Annotated in this window: 15 protein-coding genes; 7 read left to right on the top strand and 8 right to left on the bottom strand. The window is 61.7% G+C overall.

Annotation, left to right across the window (positions count from 1 at the left end; all coding sequences use genetic code 11):
• Nucleotides 1-7 precede the first annotated feature (7 nt).
• Nucleotides 8-2,686, top strand: a complete 2,679-nt coding sequence (locus BMZ91_RS08645) for a DUF2339 domain-containing protein (RefSeq protein ID WP_092837349.1) — start codon at nucleotides 8-10, stop codon at nucleotides 2,684-2,686.
• Here BMZ91_RS08645 and BMZ91_RS08640 read toward each other — a convergent pair.
• Entirely contained in the window at nucleotides 2,683-3,093 is a 411-nt protein-coding gene (locus BMZ91_RS08640; RefSeq protein ID WP_092837140.1) for a group III truncated hemoglobin, read from the bottom strand. The genes BMZ91_RS08645 and BMZ91_RS08640 overlap by 4 nt on opposite strands.
• Nucleotides 3,094-3,312: 219 nt before the next feature.
• Between BMZ91_RS08640 and ileS the strand changes: the two genes are divergently transcribed.
• The gene (ileS, locus tag BMZ91_RS08635) at nucleotides 3,313-6,261 is read left to right on the top strand and encodes an isoleucine--tRNA ligase (protein WP_092837137.1); all 2,949 of its coding nucleotides are present in this window, start codon (nucleotides 3,313-3,315) and stop codon (nucleotides 6,259-6,261) included.
• 141 nt (nucleotides 6,262-6,402) lie between these two features.
• Here ileS and mazG read toward each other — a convergent pair whose 3' ends face one another.
• Nucleotides 6,403-7,218 carry a nucleoside triphosphate pyrophosphohydrolase gene (gene mazG, locus BMZ91_RS08630; RefSeq protein ID WP_092837347.1) on the bottom strand — a complete coding sequence of 272 codons (816 nt, stop codon included), beginning with the start codon at nucleotides 7,216-7,218 and terminating at the stop codon, nucleotides 6,403-6,405.
• A gap of 62 nt (nucleotides 7,219-7,280) precedes the next feature.
• On the opposite strand from mazG, the gene BMZ91_RS08625 reads away from it, so the two are divergent.
• Both BMZ91_RS08625 and speB read left to right on the top strand, forming a co-directional pair.
• A complete protein-coding gene (locus BMZ91_RS08625; protein ID WP_092837134.1) occupies nucleotides 7,281-8,450 on the top strand; it encodes a M20 aminoacylase family protein in 1,170 nt (389 codons plus the stop codon).
• Between the two features lie 13 nt (nucleotides 8,451-8,463).
• Nucleotides 8,464-9,429: an agmatinase gene (gene speB, locus BMZ91_RS08620; RefSeq protein ID WP_092837344.1), complete on the top strand. Its 966-nt coding sequence runs from the start codon at nucleotides 8,464-8,466 to the stop codon at nucleotides 9,427-9,429.
• Nucleotides 9,430-9,477: 48 nt separating this feature from the next.
• On the opposite strand, the gene grxD is transcribed toward speB, so the two are convergent.
• The 5 genes from grxD to BMZ91_RS08595 all read right to left on the bottom strand — a co-directional run bounded on the left by grxD (nucleotide 9,478) and on the right by BMZ91_RS08595 (nucleotide 13,858).
• Entirely contained in the window at nucleotides 9,478-9,840 is a 363-nt protein-coding gene (grxD, locus tag BMZ91_RS08615; protein WP_092837131.1) for a Grx4 family monothiol glutaredoxin, read from the bottom strand.
• A 56-nt stretch (nucleotides 9,841-9,896) separates the two neighbouring features.
• Nucleotides 9,897-10,133 (bottom strand): BolA/IbaG family iron-sulfur metabolism protein, encoded by a 237-nt coding sequence (locus BMZ91_RS08610; protein ID WP_092837128.1) that lies wholly within the window; start codon nucleotides 10,131-10,133, stop codon nucleotides 9,897-9,899.
• Nucleotides 10,134-10,296: 163 nt separating this feature from the next.
• Entirely contained in the window at nucleotides 10,297-10,866 is a 570-nt protein-coding gene (locus tag BMZ91_RS08605) for a YbjN domain-containing protein (RefSeq protein ID WP_245736267.1), read from the bottom strand.
• A 78-nt stretch (nucleotides 10,867-10,944) separates the two neighbouring features.
• Complete coding sequence (purL, locus tag BMZ91_RS08600) at nucleotides 10,945-13,110, bottom strand: phosphoribosylformylglycinamidine synthase subunit PurL (RefSeq protein WP_092837125.1); 2,166 nt, start codon at nucleotides 13,108-13,110, stop codon at nucleotides 10,945-10,947.
• A gap of 187 nt (nucleotides 13,111-13,297) precedes the next feature.
• Nucleotides 13,298-13,858, bottom strand: coding sequence for a hypothetical protein (locus BMZ91_RS08595; RefSeq protein WP_092837122.1), 561 nt, complete (start codon nucleotides 13,856-13,858; stop codon nucleotides 13,298-13,300).
• A gap of 278 nt (nucleotides 13,859-14,136) precedes the next feature.
• Here BMZ91_RS08595 and BMZ91_RS08590 point away from each other — a divergent pair, with 278 nt between their 5' ends.
• Both BMZ91_RS08590 and BMZ91_RS08585 read left to right on the top strand, forming a co-directional pair.
• Entirely contained in the window at nucleotides 14,137-15,168 is a 1,032-nt protein-coding gene (locus BMZ91_RS08590) for a pyridoxal-phosphate dependent enzyme (protein ID WP_092837119.1), read from the top strand.
• Nucleotides 15,165-16,295 carry a M24 family metallopeptidase gene (locus tag BMZ91_RS08585; RefSeq protein WP_092837116.1) on the top strand — a complete coding sequence of 377 codons (1,131 nt, stop codon included), beginning with the start codon at nucleotides 15,165-15,167 and terminating at the stop codon, nucleotides 16,293-16,295. Before BMZ91_RS08590 ends, BMZ91_RS08585 begins: the two co-directional genes overlap by 4 nt.
• A gap of 253 nt (nucleotides 16,296-16,548) precedes the next feature.
• Here BMZ91_RS08585 and BMZ91_RS08580 read toward each other — a convergent pair whose 3' ends face one another.
• Entirely contained in the window at nucleotides 16,549-17,457 is a 909-nt protein-coding gene (locus BMZ91_RS08580; protein ID WP_092837113.1) for a LysR family transcriptional regulator, read from the bottom strand.
• Nucleotides 17,458-17,627: 170 nt separating this feature from the next.
• Here BMZ91_RS08580 and BMZ91_RS08575 point away from each other — a divergent pair, with 170 nt between their 5' ends.
• The gene (locus BMZ91_RS08575) at nucleotides 17,628-21,050 is read left to right on the top strand and encodes an indolepyruvate ferredoxin oxidoreductase family protein (protein ID WP_092837110.1); all 3,423 of its coding nucleotides are present in this window, start codon (nucleotides 17,628-17,630) and stop codon (nucleotides 21,048-21,050) included.
• Nucleotides 21,051-21,142: the final 92 nt, after the last annotated feature.

Genomic DNA, 21,142 nt, shown 5'->3' with positions numbered 1-21,142 from the left:
TATGGAAATGGATACGATTGTGGTCATTGTTGCGCTGTGCATTCTCGCCCTTGTGGTGGTCGGGCTGCCTTATCTTCTGGTGTCGCATGCCCGCCTCAGGGCGCGGGTAACTGCGCTTGAGGTAGAGCTTGGCGCGGGTGAGCGGCCCCTGTCGGCCACCGCGATCAATCAAGAGCCTGCACCGAAGGTCGCTTCCACCGGCCCCTGGGTGCGCCCTGAACCGGCGCCGACGCCGCCGCCCCCCGAGGCAGGCCCTGCCGCAAACGATCCCGCCCCGCCGCGCGCCTTTGTTCTAAACGGTGACAGGATGGCCTCGCTGGTCCGCTGGCTGGGCGAGAATTGGGCGCTTGCGGTGGCTGGCATCTCTCTGGCGCTGGCCGGGGTGTTCATGGTGCAATACGGCGTTGAAAACGGTCTCTTGACCCCGTTCTGGCGCGTCATGGGGGCCTTGGCGCTCGGCGCCGCCCTCATTGCCGGGGGCGAGTTGATCCGACGCCGCCACGGCGATGAGCGCGGCGCAACGGCGGGATTGCCCTCGGTTCTGTCGGGCGCGGGCGTGATTACGCTTTTCGCCGCCGTTCTGGCGGCGCGTGCGCTTTACGGGTTGATCGGCCCCGAAGCCACCCTGATCGCGCTTGTCGGCGTTGCGGCCGTGGCAATCGGGCTTGGCTGGTTCTATGGTCCGGTCCTCTCGGCGCTTGGGTTGACGGGGGCGGGCGCCGCGCCGTTTCTTGTCGGCGGGTCGTCGGATGCGCCTTGGGTGTTTTACTATTACTACGCGCTTTTGGCCTTTGTCGGGCTTGCGGTGGATGCGTGGCGCCGATGGGCCTGGATATCTGTGCTGGCCCTTGCGGTGACGGTTGGCGGCGCGACGCTGCTTTATCTCGGCGGGGCAGGCGCGCTGCATTATCTGGCGTTCTGGGCCTTGGCGACGCTGTTTGCCGTACTGGTGCCAGAGCGCCGCCTGACCCCGCTGCATGCGGGCAATTCGCTAAGTCGGCGGATCATGGCGGGCGGCGATTTCCCGGAGTTCCCGACCCGTCTTGCGCTCGCCATGGTCGCACTCAGCAGTGCGGCCGCGGTGCTTGTCGCCATGGACGCGGGCGATGTGTTGACGATCTGGCTGTCGCTGGGGCTTTTGGCGGCGATGATTGCGGCGCTTGTGCTCGGCACATCGCGCGCGCCTGCGCTTGAGGATCTACCGGTGCTTCCGGCGCTTGCGGGCCTTGTCTTCGTCGCGGTTGAGGGGCTGGAGTCCGGTCCCCTCTGGGCGACATTCCGCGCAGGGGCCGCGCGTTTGCCGGAAACCCCCGCGCCGCTGGCGGCCAGCGTCCTGATGCTGGGCGGGGCGGTGACCTCAACCCTCTTTGCGCTTCGGATGCGGTGGTCTGGCGGCGTGGTGGCGATGATCCTCTGGGCGCTTGGCGCGGCTCTGGCCGGCCCGGCGATGGCCCTGATCCTGGAGCTGTGGTGGCAGCCCGGCGATGTGATCGGCGGTTACCATTGGGCGCTGCATGTGATTGCGATGGCGGGGCTCATGGTCTGGTTTGCGATGCGCGCCGCCAAGGCCCAAGGGCAAGAGGCGCGCTTGCACGTGGCCCTCTTTGCAGGGGCCGCGATTGTTCTTATCTCGCTGGCGCTTTTCGTGATGCTGAGCGCGGCGGCGCTTACGCTGGCGCTTGCGGTGATGGTGCTTGTGACCGCGCTGATTGACCGACGCTTTGACCTACCGCTTTTGGGCGGAGTAGCACAGCTTGGCATCGCCGTCATCGGCTATCGTCTTGTGCTTGATCCGGGCCTTCTCTGGGCGGTGAATAGGGCCAGCCTGAGCGATGTGATCCTGTCGCATGCCGGGCCTTTGGCCTTGCTGGGGGCGGCTTGGTGGGTGATGGCGCCGCGCGCGGGCCATGCCACGCGGGTTGTTGTTGAAAGCGCGATCTGGAACATCGCCGCCATTTTCGCGAGCGTTCTTTTGCAACGCTGGCTTGGCGGCCTCGGTGCGATGGGGCATGCCGGGCTTGGGCTGATGGCCACGGTCTGGCTTGTCACCGCGATGACACAGCTTTACCGGCTTCAGGTCGGTGGCAGGATCATGCGCGTGTTGCGCGTTACCCTGGCAGTAGGGGCAGGCGCGATTGGCGCGATATTGCTGGCCGCGCAGGCGGTGCTGACCAACCCGTTGATGCCCTTCATGTGGCGCAAGGAATGGGTCACCGGCCCGGCGATTTTCGACAGTCTGGCGGCGGCCTATCTGCCGGTTGCCCTTGTCTTTGCGATGGCCGCGTGGAGGCTTGGACATCTGCCGCGCCTGTTGCGGCGGGTCTTTGCCCTGTTCGCCTCGGCCTATGCCGCCTGGTACGGCGCGCTTGAGATCCGCCGCTTGTGGCAGGGGCGCGATCTGTCGGTGTCCGGCGTCAGCGATGGCGAGTTATATAGCTACACCATTGCGCTCATCGCGGTGTCGGCCGTGTTGCTTTTGCTGGCGCTGTTGCGCCGCTCAGAGACCCTGCGCCGTCTGGCTATGGCCGGGGTCGCGCTGACCGTGGCCAAGGTGTTTCTGGTCGATATGGCGGGTCTTGCCGGGCTGGTGCGGGTGGCGTCCTTCCTTGGGCTTGGCCTGTCGCTGGCGGGGCTTGCTTGGCTCAATCAACGTATCGCGCGCCATATGGCAGAGCCTTCGGCCTAGCGCAGCTTGGGGATGCCGCCGGGCAGGGTGGCGCGATCGACCACGCCCGCGCGCAGGGACCGCCCGATGCGATGCGCAAGCGCCGACCAGGCCGCCGCCTGTTCGCCAGTCAACTCGCGCTCAAGCGTGCGATCAAACAACGCCAGCCAGGTGGAAAACATCCCCGGCTGAACGTTGCGCGCCTTGACATGCGCCTCCATCGGGCTGCCGTCATAGACCCGCTCATGCAGGATCGCGTTGGCCCAGAAATCCGCGACCCGCGCCTCATGCGCGGGCCAGTCGGTGACATGCACCGCAAACACCGGCCCAAGCCCGGGATGCGCGCGCACGGCGGCATAGAACACGGCCACCACATGCTCGATCTCGGGTCGGGTGATGGGAAAGCGGGGGGGCAGGGCGTTTGTCATATGCCTTATGTGGCGTGCCTGTGCGCCCAAGGCAATCCCCCCTCTGGACGGGGCCGGGCAGCGCGCCTATAAGGCGGCCATGATGACACGCACTGCGATCATTATTCGAATTACATGCCCGGCGCTCTGATCAGATCGAGCCGCCGGGACAAGGCGTATGAGCAAGCGCGCCGCCCCTCATCCAGATTGATGCAAGACCAGTGACAAAGGACGCCCGCAATGTGCGCCGACACCGCCCAAACGCCCGACTATAAAGCCACGCTGAACCTTCCCCAAACCGATTTCCCGATGCGCGCGGGCCTGCCCAAACGCGAGCCGGAATGGCTTGATCGTTGGGCACGGCTTGAGATCTATGACCGCCTGCGCGCCAAGGCCGAAGGGCGCGCGCCCTTTACCCTGCATGACGGACCGCCCTATGCCAACGGGCATCTGCATATCGGTCACGCGCTCAACAAGATCCTCAAGGATATGGTGGTGCGTAGCCAACAGATGATGGGCCGCGATGCGCGCTATATCCCCGGCTGGGATTGTCACGGCCTGCCGATCGAGTGGAAGATCGAAGAGCAGTACCGCGCCAAGGGCAAGGACAAGGACGAGGTTAATATTGTCGATTTCCGTCAAGAATGCCGCAAATTCGCCGAAGGCTGGATCGACATCCAGCGCGACGAATTCAAGCGCCTTGGTGTCACCGGCAAGTGGGACAAGCCGTACCTGACCATGGATTTCCGCGCCGAACGGATCATCGCCGAGGAATTCCAGAAGTTCCTGATGAACGGCACGCTTTATCAAGGCTCCAAACCCGTGATGTGGTCGCCGATTGAGCAGACCGCCCTGGCCGAGGCCGAGGTGGAATATCACGACAAGGAAAGCTTTACGATCTGGGTGAAGTTCAGGGTTGTCGATCCGGCCGCTGGTGAGGGGGCCAAGCTTCAGAATCGGGACCTGATAGGCGCCCATGTCGTCATCTGGACCACCACCCCCTGGACCATGCCAAGCAACAAGGCCGTGGTTTACGGCGAAACCTTTGCCTATGGCCTCTACGAGGTCACCTCGACGCCCGATGAAAGCTGGGCCAATGTCGGCGATAAATTCATTCTGGCCGACAAGCTTGCCGGGGATGTAATGACCCGCGCCCGGCTTGAGGACGGCATGTTTACCCGTCTGCGCGACGTGAGCGCGGATGAACTGTCGGGCCTGTCGCTGCAACACCCGCTGGCCGGTGCCGAAGGCGGCAACGGCGAATGGAACGACCCCCGAGATTTCCGCGCCGCCGATTTCGTCACCGACGAAGAAGGCACCGGCTTTGTCCACTGCGCCCCCTCCCACGGGATGGAAGAATTCGAGCTTTATCGCGATCTCGGTATGCTGGAACAGGTGATCACCTATAACGTCATGGAAGATGGCCGGTTTCGCGATGATCTGCCGCTGTTTGGCGGTAAGGCGATCCTCAAGCCCAACGGCAAAGAGGGCGATGCCAACAAGGCGGTGATCGACAAGCTGGCCGAGGTTGGCGGCTTGCTGGCGCGTGGCAAGATCAAGCACAGCTATCCGCATTCCTGGCGCTCCAAAGCGCCGGTGATCTATCGCAACACGCCGCAATGGTTTGCTGCAGTGGATCGCCCCGTTGGCGACGGGCAGGACGACTACGGCACGACGATCCGCACCCGCGCGCTCACCTCGATCGACAAACTGGTAACCTGGACGCCGAAAACCGGGCGCAACCGGCTCTATTCGATGATCGAGGCGCGGCCCGACTGGGTGCTGTCGCGGCAACGCGCCTGGGGCGTGCCGCTGACCTGTTTTGTGAAAAAGGGCGCTTTGCCCACCGACCCTGATTTTCTTTTGCGTGACGCAACGGTGAATGCGCGTATCCTTGCGGCGTTCGAGGCCGAAGGCGCCGATGCCTGGTATAAACCCGGCGCCAAGGAACGCTTCCTTGGCACGGACCATGACGCCGACCAGTGGGATAAGGTCGATGATATCCTCGATGTGTGGTTCGATTCCGGCTCGACCCATGCCTTTGTTCTGCGCGATCGCGAAGATGGGTCAGAGGACGGCATGGCCGACCTTTACCTTGAGGGCACCGACCAGCATCGCGGCTGGTTCCATTCCTCGATGCTTCAGGCCTGCGGCACCATCGGTCACGCACCTTACCGGGGCGTGCTGACCCACGGCTTTACGCTGGATGAAAAGGGCGTGAAAATGTCCAAATCCATCGGCAACACCATCGTGCCCGAAGAGGTGGTCAAGCAGTACGGTGCAGATATCCTGCGTCTCTGGGTGGCGCAGACCGACTATACCAACGACCAGCGGATCGGGCCGGAAATCCTGAAAGGGACCGCCGACAGCTATCGCCGGTTGCGCAACACGATGCGGTTCATGCTTGGGGCCCTGGCGCATTTTGAAGAAGCTGACCGGGTTGACGCGGCGGATATGCCCGAGTTGGAACGTTGGGTGCTGCACCGTCTGGCCGAGCTTGATGCAAGGGTGAAGAGTGGTTTTGAAGCCTATGATTTCCAAGGGGTATTCCAGCAGGTTTTCAACTTTGCCACACTTGAGCTGAGCGCGTTTTATTTCGATATCCGCAAGGATGCGCTCTATTGCGATGGCGACACCGCGCGCCGCCGTGCCGCGCGCACGGTGCTTGATCTGCTGTTCCACCGCCTGACAACATGGCTCGCGCCGGTGCTTGTCTTCACCATGGAAGAGGTCTGGCTGGAGCGGTTCCCGGGCGAGGAAAGCTCGGTGCATCTGGTCGACATTCCCGACACGCCCGCCACCTGGCTTGATCCAGATCTGGCGGCGAAATGGGCCAAGGTGCGCGCCGCGCGCCGGGTGGTCACCGCCGCCCTTGAGGTGCAGCGCACCGAAAAAGTCATCGGCGCCAGCCTTGAGGCCGCGCCGGTGGTCCATGCCCGCGACGCAGAGATGCTTGCACTGCTGAAATCGGTGAATTTCGAGGATATCTGCATCACCTCCGACATCCAGCTTACAGGCGATCCGGCTCCGTCCGAGGCCTTCCGCCTGCCAGAGGTGGAGGGTGTCACCGTGGTATTCGAGCGTGCGGATGGTGAAAAATGCCAGCGCTGCTGGAAAATCCTGCCCGATGTCGGCAGCCACCACGCCCATCCCGGCACCTGTCAGCGCTGTAACGACGCGCTCGGTTAACCGCCAGCGGCGCGCCCGTTGAACTTGCGGGATTTGGATATTTAAAGCCAGAAGAAGACGGGCGATGCGCTTGGGTTTCTTCTGGCCGTAAATATCCCCGCCGGAGGCTCCCGCAAGAGCGGCAGTGCGGGCGGGCGGGGGTTAGCGCCGCTCTTCACTCTTGGCACGATCCCAGAGTGCATCCATTTCGGCAAGATCGGATTGTGCCGGGGATTTGCCCTGTTCGGCCAAAAGCGCCTCGACCCGACCGAAACGGCGGGTGAATTTGGCGTTGGCGCCGCGTAGCGCGGCCTCTGGGCAGAGATTCATATGCCGCGCCAGATTGGCCATCACAAAGAGCAAATCACCGAATTCTTCCTCGATCTTGTCCTGTGGCAGATCGGCCGCCGCCTCTTGCAACTCGCCGACTTCTTCGGTGATCTTTCCGAGCACTTGCGAGATTTCGGGCCAGTCGAACCCCACACGCGCGGCGCGTTTTTGCAGCTTGACCGCTCGCAGTAACGCAGGCAGCCCCAGGGCCACCCCATCAAGCGTGCCGGTCTGGGCCTGTGCCGCGCGTTCGGCGGCCTTGATCGCCTCCCAGTCGCGGGTCTGTTGTTCGGCGGATTTATCGCGCGATTCCTCGCCAAACACATGCGGATGGCGCGCGACCATCTTGTCGGAAATCGCCTTGGCCACGTCATGGACATCAAACAGCCCCCGGTCTTCGGCGATTTGTGCATGAAAGATTACCTGCAACAGCAAATCGCCCAGCTCGCCGCGCAACTCTCCCCAGTCTGCGCGCTCGATCGCATCGGCGACCTCATAGGCCTCTTCGATGGTATAGGGCGCGATGCTGGCGAAATCCTGTTCAATATCCCAGGGGCACCCTGTCACAGGATCACGTAGGGCCCGCATGATGGCGATCAGCCGGGGCAGGCCGCCTTGGGGATCGTGAATGAGGGTGTCATCAGCCATTGCGGTGCTCTCGTCTTTGGGGTTGAGTGGACCCTGACGCGTGAGCAAAAGGATGTCCAGAGATGGCCGTGATCAATCGCATTGCCGGGTTTGCCGATGAGATGACCGCCTGGCGCCGGCATCTGCATGAGACCCCGGAATTGGGGTTTGACTGTCATGAAACCGCAGGCTTTGTGGTCGAGCGCTTGCGCGAATTCGGTATCACCCAGATTGAGGAGGGCATTGCCACCTCTGGTGTGGTAGCGGTGATCGAAGGGCGCGGCGATGGCCCCTGCATCGGGTTGCGCGCCGATATGGATGCCTTGCCGATCATTGAGGCGACCGGCGCCGACTGGGCCTCGAAGCGGGCGGGCAAGATGCATGCCTGTGGCCATGACGGGCATACCACGATGCTGCTCGGCGCGGCCAAATACCTGGCCGAAACGCGCAACTTCAAGGGCCGTGTCGCGCTTATCTTTCAGCCTGCCGAAGAGGGGCCGGGCGGTGGTCAGGTGATGGTCGAGGCGGGCATCATGGATCGCTACGCCATTGATCAGGTCTATGCGCTGCATACCCTGCCGGGCGTGGCGGCCGGCACGTTTGAAACCACGCCGGGGCCGATCATGGCGGCGGTGGATACGCTTCATATCGAGGTCATCGGGCAGGGCGGCCATGGCGCCATGCCGCATGGCACCCGCGACCCGGTGGTCGCCGCCGTGGGGATCGTGCAGGCGATCCAGACCATCGTCAGCCGCAACCGCAATCCGCTGGATGATCTGGTGATCTCAGTCACGCAGATCCACACCGGCAGCGCCGACAATGTGATCCCCGAGACCGCCTATATCAATGCCACGATCCGCACCTTTGCCCCCGATGTACAGCAGATGGTGCATCGTCGGCTGCGCGAAATCGCCGAAGGGCAGGCGGCCTCTTACGGGGTGCGCGCCGAAGTGCGGATCGAGCTTGGCTATCCGGCGACCGTCAATGATGCCGCCAAAACCGGCTTTGCCGCCGAGGTCGCGCGCGATATCGTGGGCGACGCGTCGGTGACTGACGATCGCCCGCGCGAAATGGGGGCGGAGGATTTCTCCTATATGCTTGAGGCGCGGCCTGGGTCCTACCTGTTTCTGGGCCAGGGCGAGGGGCCGGGCCTGCATCACCCGGAATTTGATTTCAACGATGCGGTCGCCCCGGTGGGCGCCTCGTTTTTTGCGCGCCTTGTCGAGCGTGCGCAGCCGCTTGCAAAACCTTGATGAAAGAATTTTTATGGCTCTGGAAGATGCAAAAACACAAGTAGATCAGGCGTTTACAAGGAAAACCTTACGCGGTTTGAGCTATGAGAACACCTTTGGTGGCGCCACGTCCTTTATGCGACGACGCTATACCAAGGACCTGAGTGGCGTCGATGTTGCCATCACCGGGGTACCGTTTGATCAGGGCGTCACCAACCGTCCCGGCACTCGGCTTGGCCCGCGCGCGATCCGCGAGGCGAGCGCCCTTCAGGTGTTTGATCCGCCTTATGGCTGGGGCGGGTATGACCCGCTGAGCGCGCTCAACATCGTGGATTACGGCGATCTGGCGTTCGATTATGCCAATGTCCCCGCCTTTCCCGGCGCCTTGACCAGCCATATCCGGGGCATCCTTGATGCCGGTGCAGCCAGCATTGCCATTGGCGGTGATCATTATATTTCCTTCCCGATTCTAAAGGCTTACGCGGAAAAGTTCGGGCCCTTGGCCCTGGTGCAGTTCGATGCCCATTCCGACACCTGGGTCGATGACGATATAGACCGGGTCGATCATGGCACGATGTTTTACAAGGCGGTCAAGCTTGGCTTGATTGATCCCAAGCACTCTGTTCAGGTCGGCATTCGCACCGAGAATCCCGACACATTGGGCATCACCACGATTGATGCGCGCGAGGTTCATCTGGCTGGCCCGGTGGAAACAGCACGTAAAATCAAGGAAATAGTCGGCAAAGCTAATGTCTACATGACCTTCGATATCGACTGTCTCGATCCGGCCTTTGCGCCCGGCACGGGCACGCCGGTCTGGGGCGGGTTAAGCACGGCGCAGGCGGCGATCATCCTGCGCGACCTTGCGGGCATCACCCTTGTCGGGGGCGACGTGGTCGAGGTGTCACCGGCCTATGACACAACCGGCGCCACGGCAATTGCAGGCGCTCATGTGGCGATGGAAATGCTCTGCCTCTGGGGCTGGACCCGGCGCACATGAAAAGGCGGCCACCTCACACGAGGGGCCGCCTTCAAAAAGCCCTGAAACTCAGGCGTTGGCTTCGCGGATCTTGTCTGCGGCTTCCTTGTCATAACTGACGCCGGATTTCTCGAACAGGTCGTCCAACTCACCCGAGAGGGTCATTTCGGTAATGATGTCGCAGCCGCCGACAAATTCGCCTTTGACATAAAGCTGGGGCACGGTGGGCCAGTCGGAATAATCCTTTACGCCCTGGCGGATCGCCTCATCGGCAAGCACATTCACATCGGCAAAGTCGACGCCCATGAAGTTAAGGACACCGGCCACGCGCGATGAAAACCCGCATTGCGGCATGTCCTTGGTGCCTTTCATGTAAAGTACCACGTCGTTGGCTTTGACAGTCTCTTCGATCTGGGTTTTTGCATCGGTCATTTGGTAAGTCCTTGTCATCGGGCCGCGTCAGATGAAGCGGGAAAGGTAAAGCGCGCCTAGTCCGGCGCCTTGGTGGTCAGGGCAAGCGCGTGAATTACCCCGTTGGGGCCATCCATCTTGCCCTTGAGGGCGGCATAAACGGCACGCTGTTGCTGAACGCGGTTCATCCCGCGAAAGCTTTCGTCGATCACTTCGGCCGAAAAATGCACGCCATCATCCCCCTGAACGGTGATCGTGGCATCAGGCAGGGTCTGGCGGATCAGGGCTTCGAGGTCTGAGGCAAGTAGGGCCATGCGGGCGTCTCCTTTGGGCAGTTGCCACAGATGTAGAGCGCGCCATGCCCGAGTGCAAGATGCCTGGGGGGCTCATCCCACGCACAGGGTTTCTTCTGGCCAAAAATATCCCGGGGGGAAGGCCAAAGGCCTGGGGGGCAGCGCCCCCCTGACCCGCTTGCGGTCAGATTTCCTGACCTTTTTTCAAAAGATCGTCGATCAACTGGCGCTGCAAGGCGCCGCTATCGCCGCCGCCATACTGAAGCGCGCCGCCGGAATAAAGCGTCCCATAGCTCTGCGCGAGGTTGACCACCTGACCAAGGCCGGAAATGAATTCGTCCTTTTCCAACGCCTTCAACGGATGGATGAACGCCGACCAGAGCACGTCTTTGGCGATGGCATAGCGCGCATCGAGGGCAGAGTCGAAATTGGCCTGAAGAACGCGGGTGATATCCTCCTGGCTCATCTCTTCTATCTTGCGCACCGGGGTGATGGCGCGCATGCGGTCCGCAGATTCATCGGTGATGATCATGACCTGCACGTCGTTGATGATCAACTGCCACGCTCGGCCGTTTGTCTGGGCTTCGGGATCAAGCGCGCGGATGATCTCATCCAGCCGCGCAAGGGTCATCGGCGCCTCGCCATAGGTCTCATCGGGCGTTACCGCATCCGGCTCTGCGTCAGGGGCGGTCTCTTGCGCGGTGGCGCTCAGGGCGCCAAGGGCAAGGCTTGCGGCAAGCAGAAATCGGATCATCGACAGTCCTTTCAGGGGCTCTGGCGAGGATCCTGCCATAGCGGGCGCGGGGCCGCTATGGCACTCAGCAAAACGTGATCAGGCGAAGGTCTCGCCGAACGTGCCACGATAGATCGCCGAAAGCTCGGCCAGAGGCGCTTCGGTCGTGCCGTATTTCACTGTATGGCCGCCAAACTTGCCGACCGACTGCACCGGAACACCGGCCTGTCCGGCCGCAGTCATCAGGGCTTCGGCCTGATCGAAGTTGCAGGCAATCAGATAGCGCCCCTGATCCTCGCCAAAGAGCGTCGCAGTGTCGCCGCTGTCAAGTTGAACGCCGACGCAAGCCGCCTCGGCCAGCTCGAACGCCGCGAGCGCAAGACCGCCATCCGAGAGATCGGTGCAGGCCTTGATCAGCGCGTGATTGGCGCGGATGAAATCACCGTGGCGTTTCTCGGCGGCAAGATCGACCGCTGGCGCGTCGCCCTCAGGCCGGTTGAACACCTCGGCCAGCAGGGCCGATTGCCCCAGATGCCCGACCGTCTCGCCCAAAACAAGCGCGACATGGCCCTCGCGGACCTCGCCGGTGATCGCCAGATCGGCATTGGCAATAAGACCCACCGCGCCAATCGTCGGCGTCGGCAGGATCGCGGCGCCGTCGGTCTCGTTGTAAAGCGAGACATTGCCAGACACGATCGGCATATCAAGTGCGCTACAGGCCTCGCCGATGCCTTTGAGGGCGCCGACGAACTGGCCCATGATTTCCGGCTTTTCGGGATTTCCGAAGTTGAGGTTGTCGGTCGAGGCAAGCGGCGTGGCGCCAAGCGCCGTGAGGTTGCGATAGGCCTCAGCCACGGCCTGTTTGCCGCCCTCGTAAGGGTTGGCCGCGACATAGCGCGGGGTCACGTCGCTGGTAAAGGCCAAGAGCTTTTCGGTGCCATGCACGCGGATCAACCCGCCGCCCAAGCCCGGCGCGCGGGCGGTATCGGCCATGACCATGGTGTCATATTGCTCATACACCCATTCGCGCGAACAGTAATTGACCGAACCGATCAGCGCGCGCAGCCCGTCGATGGCATCAATCTGCGGCACGGCCTCGTCGTCAAGCGGCGTGGCGGGGGCGGTTGCAACCCAGGGGCGGTCATATTCCGGCGCGCTGCCCGCCAGCGTGGCCAGCGGCAGATCGGCCTTGACCTCATTGCCCTGCATGATCAGAAAGCGGTCTTCGGGGATGGTTTCGCCGACAATCGCAAAATCGAGGTCCCATTTGTCGAACACGGCGCGGGCCTCGGCCTCTAGCTCGGGGCGCAGCACCATCAGCATGCGTTCCTGCGACTCAGAAAGCATCATTTCATAGGCGGTCATGTTGTCTTCGCGCTGCGGCACGTGATCGAGCTGCAACTTGACGCCAAGCCCGCCCTTGTCGCCCATTTCCACGGCTGAGCAGGTCAGACCGGCGGCTCCCATATCCTGAATGGAAATGACCGCGCCGGTGGCCATCAATTCGAGCGTGGCCTCCATCAGGCGCTTTTCGGTAAACGGGTCGCCAACCTGAACGGTGGGGCGCTTTTCCTCGATGCTCTCGTCAAACTCGGCGCTGGCCATGGTGGCCCCGCCAACCCCGTCGCGGCCGGTCTTGGCGCCAAGATAGACCACCGGCATGCCAACGCCCGAGGCGGCGGAATAAAAGATCTTGTCGGTATCGGCGAGACCGGCGGCAAAAGCATTCACAAGGCAGTTGCCGTTATAGGCGGCATCAAAGCGCACCTCGCCACCGGCGCAGGGCACGCCGAAACAATTGCCATAACCGCCGACACCCGCGACCACGCCATGCACAAGCTGGCGGGTCTTGTGATGGGCGACCTCGCCAAAGCTGAGCGAGTTCAATGAGGCAATCGGGCGCGCGCCCATGGTAAAGACATCGCGCAGAATGCCGCCCACGCCGGTCGCAGCCCCCTGATAAGGCTCGATATAGCTCGGGTGGTTGTGGCTTTCCATTTTGAAGATCACCGCCTGGCCATCGCCGATATCGACAACGCCGGCGTTTTCGCCGGGGCCGCAGATCACTTGCGGGCCGGTGGTGGGCAGGGTGCGCAGCCATTTCTTGGAGGATTTATAGGAACAATGCTCGTTCCACATCGCCGAAAAGATGCCCAGTTCGGTGAAGGACGGCGCGCGGCCGATAATGTCGAGAATACGGGCGTATTCATCTGGCTTGAGGCCATGGGCCTCGATCAGTTCGGGCGTGATTGCCGGTTCCTGCATCTGAATGGTATCCCCTTTGGTCCGGTTGGCATTTCTTTAGGCGATTGCGCGGGCCGGGGGAAGGGGCCGTATCACCGGAGCAGGGGACAATCTGCCCCGGTGGGACATAAAAGTGGCCCGGCTCGAAGGCCGGGCCACATCGGGATCTAGGCATCAGGCCCGCAAGCCCGCAACAGATTGCTTCGTCTTATTTGGCAACCTGTTCGGCAACGGCGGCGCGAAGTTGTGCCAGCGACATGGTGTATTCCAGGCCACCGCCCTGTTCGACGCTGAGCGTACTTGCCCGAAAGGCCAGACGCTCGGTCATGATATCCGCGCTTTTGTCGACATCGACATAAATCAGGTGATCTGATCCTTCATTGCCGTGGTCCATAACGACCTTGCCAATCAATTTGTCATCAACCGACATCAGCTTGCTGCCCTTGTCGGCTTCAGCGAGGATGTTCTTGGTCAGGGTCTGCTCGGCCATGGTCATGTCCTTGCCCATCAGGGACATGCCCGCCGGTGCGGTGATGTTTCCATCCATATCCATTGACGCCTGGGGAGATTGCTCGCCAACGGGCTCGAGACCGTAGTCATCGGCGTGCTTTTCCGGGTTTGCCGGGTTGGCTGTATCGGTTGTCTCGCCGGTTTCAGCGACCGGCTGCAATTCATCGGTGTCGGTGTGCCCTTGAGTGTCTTGAGCCTGTGCGGACAGGGCTGTTACGCTTGTCAGGGCGGTTACGAGGGCAAGGTTGCGAAGTTTCATTTGTTTCTCTCCTTGTTTGTTCCGCAGACTGAACTGCGATCTTATCAAGAGACGTTGCGTCTCGTTGCGGTGTGAGAAGACAACGTCGAGGTGTGCGGGGCGTTCCAAAAAGAATGTCGCGAAGATAGGAATTGACTGTCGGCGTTCCGAAATGTCATTTATTCATAATGAGTTATAAGTAAATTTCTGTCCGCTGACGTTTTTGTGATAAGGATCGCCGGGACTGAAAAGACCTTGCCGGGCACGTCCTGCGTGCACGGCCAGAAAAGGAGTTGGGAATGGATATTGCGAAGAACCCCTGGCGGGGAGTCGGCCTGGCCGCAGAGGTGTTGTCAGGCGCCCCCGCGCCGAGTGTGGCGGCGGATCGGCCTTCGGGCTTGTTGAAGCAATGCCCGAAGGCCGCCGAGACGCCGTTGCGTGAACTGGAGGGGTTCGAGGCAAAGGTCTGGGCCAAGGATGAGCGCGGCCGTATGGGGCTTGGCAGTTTCAAGGCGCTCGGGGCGGCCTATGTGATTGCCCATGCAGCCGCCAAGACGGGCGCCGATGACCTGACGCAGGCGTTGCGCGGGCAGGTGTACGTGACCGCAAGTGCCGGCAATCACGGGCTTTCGGTCGCCGCCGGGGCAAGGCTTTTCGGGGCGCGGGCGGTGATTTACCTGGCCGAGACCGTGCCCGAAGGCTTTGCCGAGCGCCTGCGCGCCAAGGGCGCCGAGGTGGTGCGCGAGGGCACGAATTACGAGGCCAGCATGGCCGGGGCGATGCGGGCCGCGAGTGAGAATGGCTGGACACTGCTGTCCGACAGCTCCTGGCCCGGCTATTTCGAAATCCCGCACCGCCTTATGGAGGGTTATCTTGCCATGGCCGAAGAGGCCGCGCGCCAGATGCCCGCACCGCCGACGCATATTTTCCTTCAGGCCGGGGTCGGCGGGCTCGCCGGGGCGAGTGCGGCTTGGTTTCGCCATGTCTGGGGCGATGCGCCCGAAATCATCGTTGTCGAACCCGACCGCGCGCCTGCGCTTCAGGCCAGCATTCAAGCTGGCAAGCCGGTCGAGACCACCGGCCCGGTGTCCAATATGGGGCGGCTCGATTGCAAGGTGCCCTCATTGATTGCGCTTGCCGGGCTGGCGCGCGATGCCGATCTGTTCGTGACCATCACCGATGCCGAGGCCGACGCGATCCTGCCCGAACTGGCCGCGCAGGGGGCGGCAAGCACGCAGTCGGGCGCCGCAGGTGTGGCGGCGATGAAGGCAATGGCCCTGCCGGCAGAGGCGCGGGTTTTGTGCATTATCAGCGAAGAGGCCGAGGCGTGAAACGCGGTTTTTCGGTTGAGGAGTATCGCGCGCGTCTGGCGCGCGCGCAGGCGGCGATGGAACGCGCAGGCCTTGGCGCGATCCTTTTGACCACAGAGCCGGATATTCGCTATTTTACCGGCTATCTCACGCGGTTTTGGGAAAGCCCGAGCCGACCGTGGTTTCTTGTGCTGCCGCTCACCGGGGCACCGGTGGCGGTGATCCCCTCGATTGGCGCGGCCCTGATGGCAAAGACCTGGATCCGCGATATTCGGACCTGGTCGGCGCCGGACCCCGAGGATGACGGCGTGTCGCTTCTGGCCGACACCCTGCGCGGGACCGGCGGGCCGGTGGGGGTGCCTTCGGGGCCGGAAAGCCATTTGCGCATGCCGCTGGCGGATTTTGAGCGGGTCAAACGCGCAAGCGGTCTTGAATGGCGCAATGACGGTGGCATCGTGGCCGCCTTGCGGGCGGTGAAGTCAGAGGCCGAGATTGACAAGATCGCGCATAGCTGCGGGCTTGCGGGGCGCGCCTTTGACCGGGTGCATGAGATTGCCGCGCCCGGCGTGCCGCTCTCACAGGTGTTTCGCGACTTTCAACGCCTGTTGTTGGAAGAGGGCGCCGATTGGGTGCCCTATCTTGCCGGGGGGGCGGGGCCGGATGGGTACGGCGATGTGATTTCACCGGCCTCCGAGGTGCCGCTTGGCGGGGGGGATGTTCTTATGCTGGACACCGGGGCGGTCTGGGATGGCTATTTTTGCGACTATGACCGCAATTTTGCGATTGGCCATGCCACCAAGGCACAGCAGGACGCGCATCACCGGCTTGTCGATGCGGTGGCAGCGGCGTTTGACATCGCCCGCCCCGGTGCCAGGGCAAGCGATCTCTGGCGTGCGATGGCGGATATCGTCGGCGATGGTGACGCGGCTGGCCGTCTTGGTCACGGGCTTGGCATGCAGCTTACCGAAGGGCTGTCGCTGACGGCGAAGGATCACACAGTTCTTGAACCCGGAATGGTGATAACGCTTGAGCCCGGGGTCGCGCTCTTGCCGGGGCGGATCATGGTGCATGAAGAGAATATCGCGATCACCAAAGGCGCGCCGCGCAGGCTCTCGCGGTTTTCGGGGCGTGAGCTTGCCGTGATCTAAGTGCGGTAACTGGGTGCCCGGCAAAACGGCAATACAGCCGTCGCTGCCCAAAATCCGGGCAGGCCAAAAAAAAGGCCGAGCACTAAGCTCGGCCGAAGTCCAACAGGGAGGTATGATGGTGACCGGCCTTGCGGCTGTCACCGTCATGAGGTGGAATTAAGGGCGCCCTGACGCCCAATCAAGTGAAATAATGCCGCAGGTGCAGCATGCCCGCTATGCGAGAATTGCATAGCTTGTCCGATTGCCGCTTAATTTACTGGCTAAGGGCCTGTTCTTTCAACAGCTTACGATAGGTGAATATCTCTTCCTGAACGAAATCGCGAAAGGCCGAAATCCGTTTGGATTGGCGTAATTCCTCTGGATAGGCGAGGAAAACAGGCACTTCGACCGATTGCACCTCTGGCAGAACCCGCACGAGATTTGGGAAATCCTGGGTAAGATAGTCTGGCAACACGCCGATTCCGAGATTGTTCAACACCCCCTGAAGGACGCCAAAATAGTTGTTCACCGTCAGAACCGACTGAATGTCATTGGTCATCAGCTCATTGACCAGCATTGCCCCGGCGCCAACCTGTGTTGATCGTGGGTTCTGACATATCAGACGGTGGGCATGCAGGTCATCAATGATCTCGGGGATGCCACGGCTATCAAGATAGCCGGGGGACGCATAAAGCGCCATATGGACGCTCATCAGGCGCTTGCGGATCAGGTCGGCCTGGCTTGGCTCTTTCATGCGGATGGCGACATCGGCCTCGCGCATCGGCAGGTCAAGCACGCGCTCTTCCAGCATCAGGTCAATCTTGAGGTCGGGGTATTTTTCGTAAAGTTTGGTCAGCCGCGGCGCCAGCCAAAGCGTGCCAAAGCCGGTCGTGGTGGTGACGCGCAATTCGCCAAACACCTCTTCTTCGCTGTCGCGAATGCGGGCGGTGGCGGCGTCAAGCCGCTTTAACATGGCGCGGGTGGCATCGAACAGCAATTCGCCCTGTTCCGTGAGAATCAGTCCGCGCGCGTGGCGGTGAAACAGGGTGGCATTGAGAGATTCCTCAAGCGCGCGAATCTGGCGGCTCACGGCAGATTGCGACAGGTGAAGCTGATCACCGGCATGCGTCAGGCTGCCGACATCGGCGACCGCATGAAATATTCTAAGCTTGTCCCAATCCATCGCACTAACTTTCTGAGGAAACACAGGCGTGCCACGCAATAGCAGAGAAGTGGTTCGAAAACATAGGGCGTCAATGATTTTTTTATGAAAATCTCCTTGGTAGGTCACTAATTATGACCTAATATTGCCGTATATTGTGGCATAGTCCTCGAACCGCTGGGAGGCACGACATGACAAAGCAACAGGTATCCCTCAACGACCGTTTCGACCTTGAAAAATCGCCGGTTCTGCTTAATGGCACACAGGCGCTTGTGCGCCTGATGCTGATGCAATCGGCGCGGGATCGGGCGGCGGGCTTGCACACGGCGGGCTATGTCACCGGCTATCGCGGCTCACCGCTTGGGGCGGTGGATCTACAGATGGCCCGCGCCGCTAAATATCTGGCAAAGGCGGATGTGCTTTTCAAAGAAGGGCTTAACGAGGATCTTGCCGCGACCGCCCTTTGGGGCAGCCAGCAGGCAGAGTTGCGTGGCGAGGGCAAATATGACGGCGTCTTTGGCCTCTGGTATGGCAAGGGCCCCGGTGTGGACCGCTCGGGCGATGTGATGCGCCATGCCAATATGGCAGGCAGTTCGAAACATGGCGGCGTGTTGATGGCGATGGGCGATGATCACACCGGCGAATCCTCGACCGTGCTGCATCAGAGCGAATGGGCGATGGTCGACGCCTATATGCCGGTCGTTAGCCCGGCAGGCGTGCAGGAAGTGCTTGATTACGGCATCTATGGCTATGCCTTGTCGCGGTTTTCAGGGCTTTGGGTGGGGCTCAAGACGATGAAAGACACGGTCGAGGCCACATCGGTGGTGGATGGCCGCCCTGATCGGATGCAGCTTGTGACGCCAGAGTTCGAGATGCCCGAAGGGGGCCTCAATATCCGTCTTGGCGATACCCCGCATGCCCAGGAGGTGCGGATGATCGACCACAAACGCTTTGCCGCCGAGGCGTTCAGCCATGCCAACAAGATGGACAAACGCATGTGGGGCAAACCCGGCGCCAAGATCGGCTTTGTCGCGGCGGGCAAGAATTGGCTCGATCTTGTGCATGCTCTTGAACTTTTGGGGGTGGACGCGGCCGAGGCCGAGCGTCTTGGCATCACCACCTACAAGATCGGTCAGACCTTTCCGCTTGATATGATCGGCTTTCACGATTGGGCCGAGGGGCTTGATCTGATCGTCGTGGTTGAAGAAAAGCGCAAGCTGATCGAGGTGCAGATCAAGGAGGCGATCTTTAACGACCGTCACGGGCGGCGGGTTTATGGCTGGCACAAGGGCGGCGGTGCCGGGTCGATGCACGGGCCAGAGCTTTTCCCGACGCGCGGCGCGCTTGATCCGATCCTGATCGCTGAAAAGCTTGGTGAAATCCTGATCGGAGAGGGCCGTGACACCGATCGCATCAAGGCGGGTCTTTCGTCGCTGGCCGAGGCGCGGCGCAATGACAATGCCGAGGAAATTGCCACCCGGCTGCCGTATTTCTGTTCGGGCTGTCCGCATAACAGCAGCACCAAATTGCCCGAGGGCGCGCGCGCCTATGCCGGTATCGGCTGTCATTACATGGTGCAATGGATGGACCGCGAGACCACCGGCTTTACCCATATGGGCGGTGAAGGCGCCAATTGGATCGGCGAGGCGCCGTTTTCCAAACGCGGCCATGTGTTTCAGAACCTTGGCGACGGCACCTATAACCATTCCGGCGTGCAGGCCATTCGCGCCGCCCTCGCGGCGGGCACGACGATCACTTACAAGATCCTCTACAATGATGCGGTTGCGATGACCGGCGGTCAGGCCAATGAAGGCGGCCTTGATGCGCCCCGCATCGCCGCCGAATTGCATGCGATGGGGGTCAAGCACCTGGCCGTGGTCTATGACGAAAAGGAAGACATCGACCTTAAGTCCTTCCCGCAAGGTGTTGATTGCTTTGAGCGATCAGAATTGATGGATGTGCAGAAACGATTTGCCGAGACCGAAGGTGTGTCGGCCATCATCTATGTCCAGACCTGCGCCGCCGAAAAGCGCCGCCGCCGCAAGCGCGGCCTGTTCCCGGACCCCGACAAACGTGTGTTCATCAACACCGATGTCTGTGAAGGCTGTGGCGATTGCGGGGTTCAGTCGAACTGTGTCTCGATTGTTCCGGTTGAGACCGAACTTGGCCGCAAGCGCGCGATTGATCAGTCGAGCTGTAACAAGGATTTCAGTTGTCTCAAGGGCTTCTGCCCGTCTTTTGTCACGCTGGAAGGCGCGGTCATCCGCAAGGATCAGACCGCCGATCTGGTTTTGCCTGACATGCCCATGCCCGTCTTGCCCAAGATCAACGGCACCCACAACGTGGTGATTACCGGCGTGGGGGGCACCGGGGTTGTCACCATCGGCGCGGTGCTGGCACAGGCCGCACAGATTGACGGCAAAGGCGCAGGCATGATGGAAATGGCCGGGCTCGCGCAAAAGGGCGGCGCGGTGCATATCCATTGCCGCCTTGCCGAAACGCCCGAAGATATCAACGCGATCCGTGTTGCAACGGGGGAATGTGACACCCTGATCGGCGGCGATCTTGTGGTCAGCGCCGGGGCGAAAACCCTTGGTCTTACCCGCGCCGGGCGCACCGGGGCGGTGGTCAATCGTCACGAGATCATCACCGGCGATTTCACCCGCAACACCGAGTTTCACCTGCCGACAGATCGCCTTGAACTGGCGCTTGAGGCGCGGCTTCGCGAGGATGTGCAGCTTTTCGATGCCTCTGATCTGGCCAAGACGGTGATGGGCGATTCGATCTATTCCAACATGATGATCTTTGGCGCAGCCTGGCAGCGCGGTCTGTTGCCGATCAGCCACGACGCGATCACCCAGGCGATCACCCTAAACGGCGCGGCGGTCGAAAAGAACCTGCGCGCCTTTGAAATCGGCCGTTGGGCCGCGCTATATCCCGACGATGTTACGACATTCCTGACGCCGACTGTGGTGCAAAAACCCAAATCCCTGGCGGAAAAGATCGCCTTTCGCGCCGATCACCTGCGCGCCTATCAGGGCGAGGGCCTCGCCAAGCGTTATGAGGCGCGGCTGGCCGGGATTGAGGACAAGGCGGTGAAAGAGGCCGTGGCCAAGGGCTATCACAAGCTTTTGGCCTATAAGGATGAATATGAGGTCGCGCGCCTGCACCTTGAAACGGCGGATAAGGCGCGCGCCGAATTCGGCAATGATTTCAAGATGAAGTTCCACCTTGCTCCGCCGATCCTGTCGAAAACCGGCAGCGATGGCCGCCCGGTGAAGCGTGAGTTTGGGCCGGGCATCCTGCGCGCGTTCGGTATCCTTGCCCGCCTCAAACGCCTGCGCGGCACGCCGCTTGATCCGTTTGGGCGCACCGCCGAGCGCAGGATGGAGCGCGCGTTGATCAAGCAATACGAGGCGGATATGGACGCGGTCCTGCCCAAGCTCAGCGAAGCGACCCGTGAGGCGGTGATCGCATTGGCCGAATTGCCGCTGTCGATCCGGGGTTTTGGCCCGGTGAAACAGGCCAATGAGGCCAAGGCCGCCAAACGCCGCGAGGAATTGCTCGCGGTGATCCACGCCGGGGGCGCGCCGATGACGCAGGCAGCGGAATAAGCGCAGCGCCCTGACATCGCCGTGACCGGCCGCTTTCTCGGGGATGCGAAATTCCCTCATGGCGTTTTTGCGCCGCAAGACGTATGAGGTAT

This window comes from Roseovarius lutimaris, assembly GCF_900115165.1.
In the GTDB taxonomy this organism is placed as follows: domain Bacteria; phylum Pseudomonadota; class Alphaproteobacteria; order Rhodobacterales; family Rhodobacteraceae; genus Roseovarius; species Roseovarius lutimaris.
Note: the sequence above shows the minus strand (reverse complement) of the source record. Positions and strands in the feature narration are given on the sequence as shown.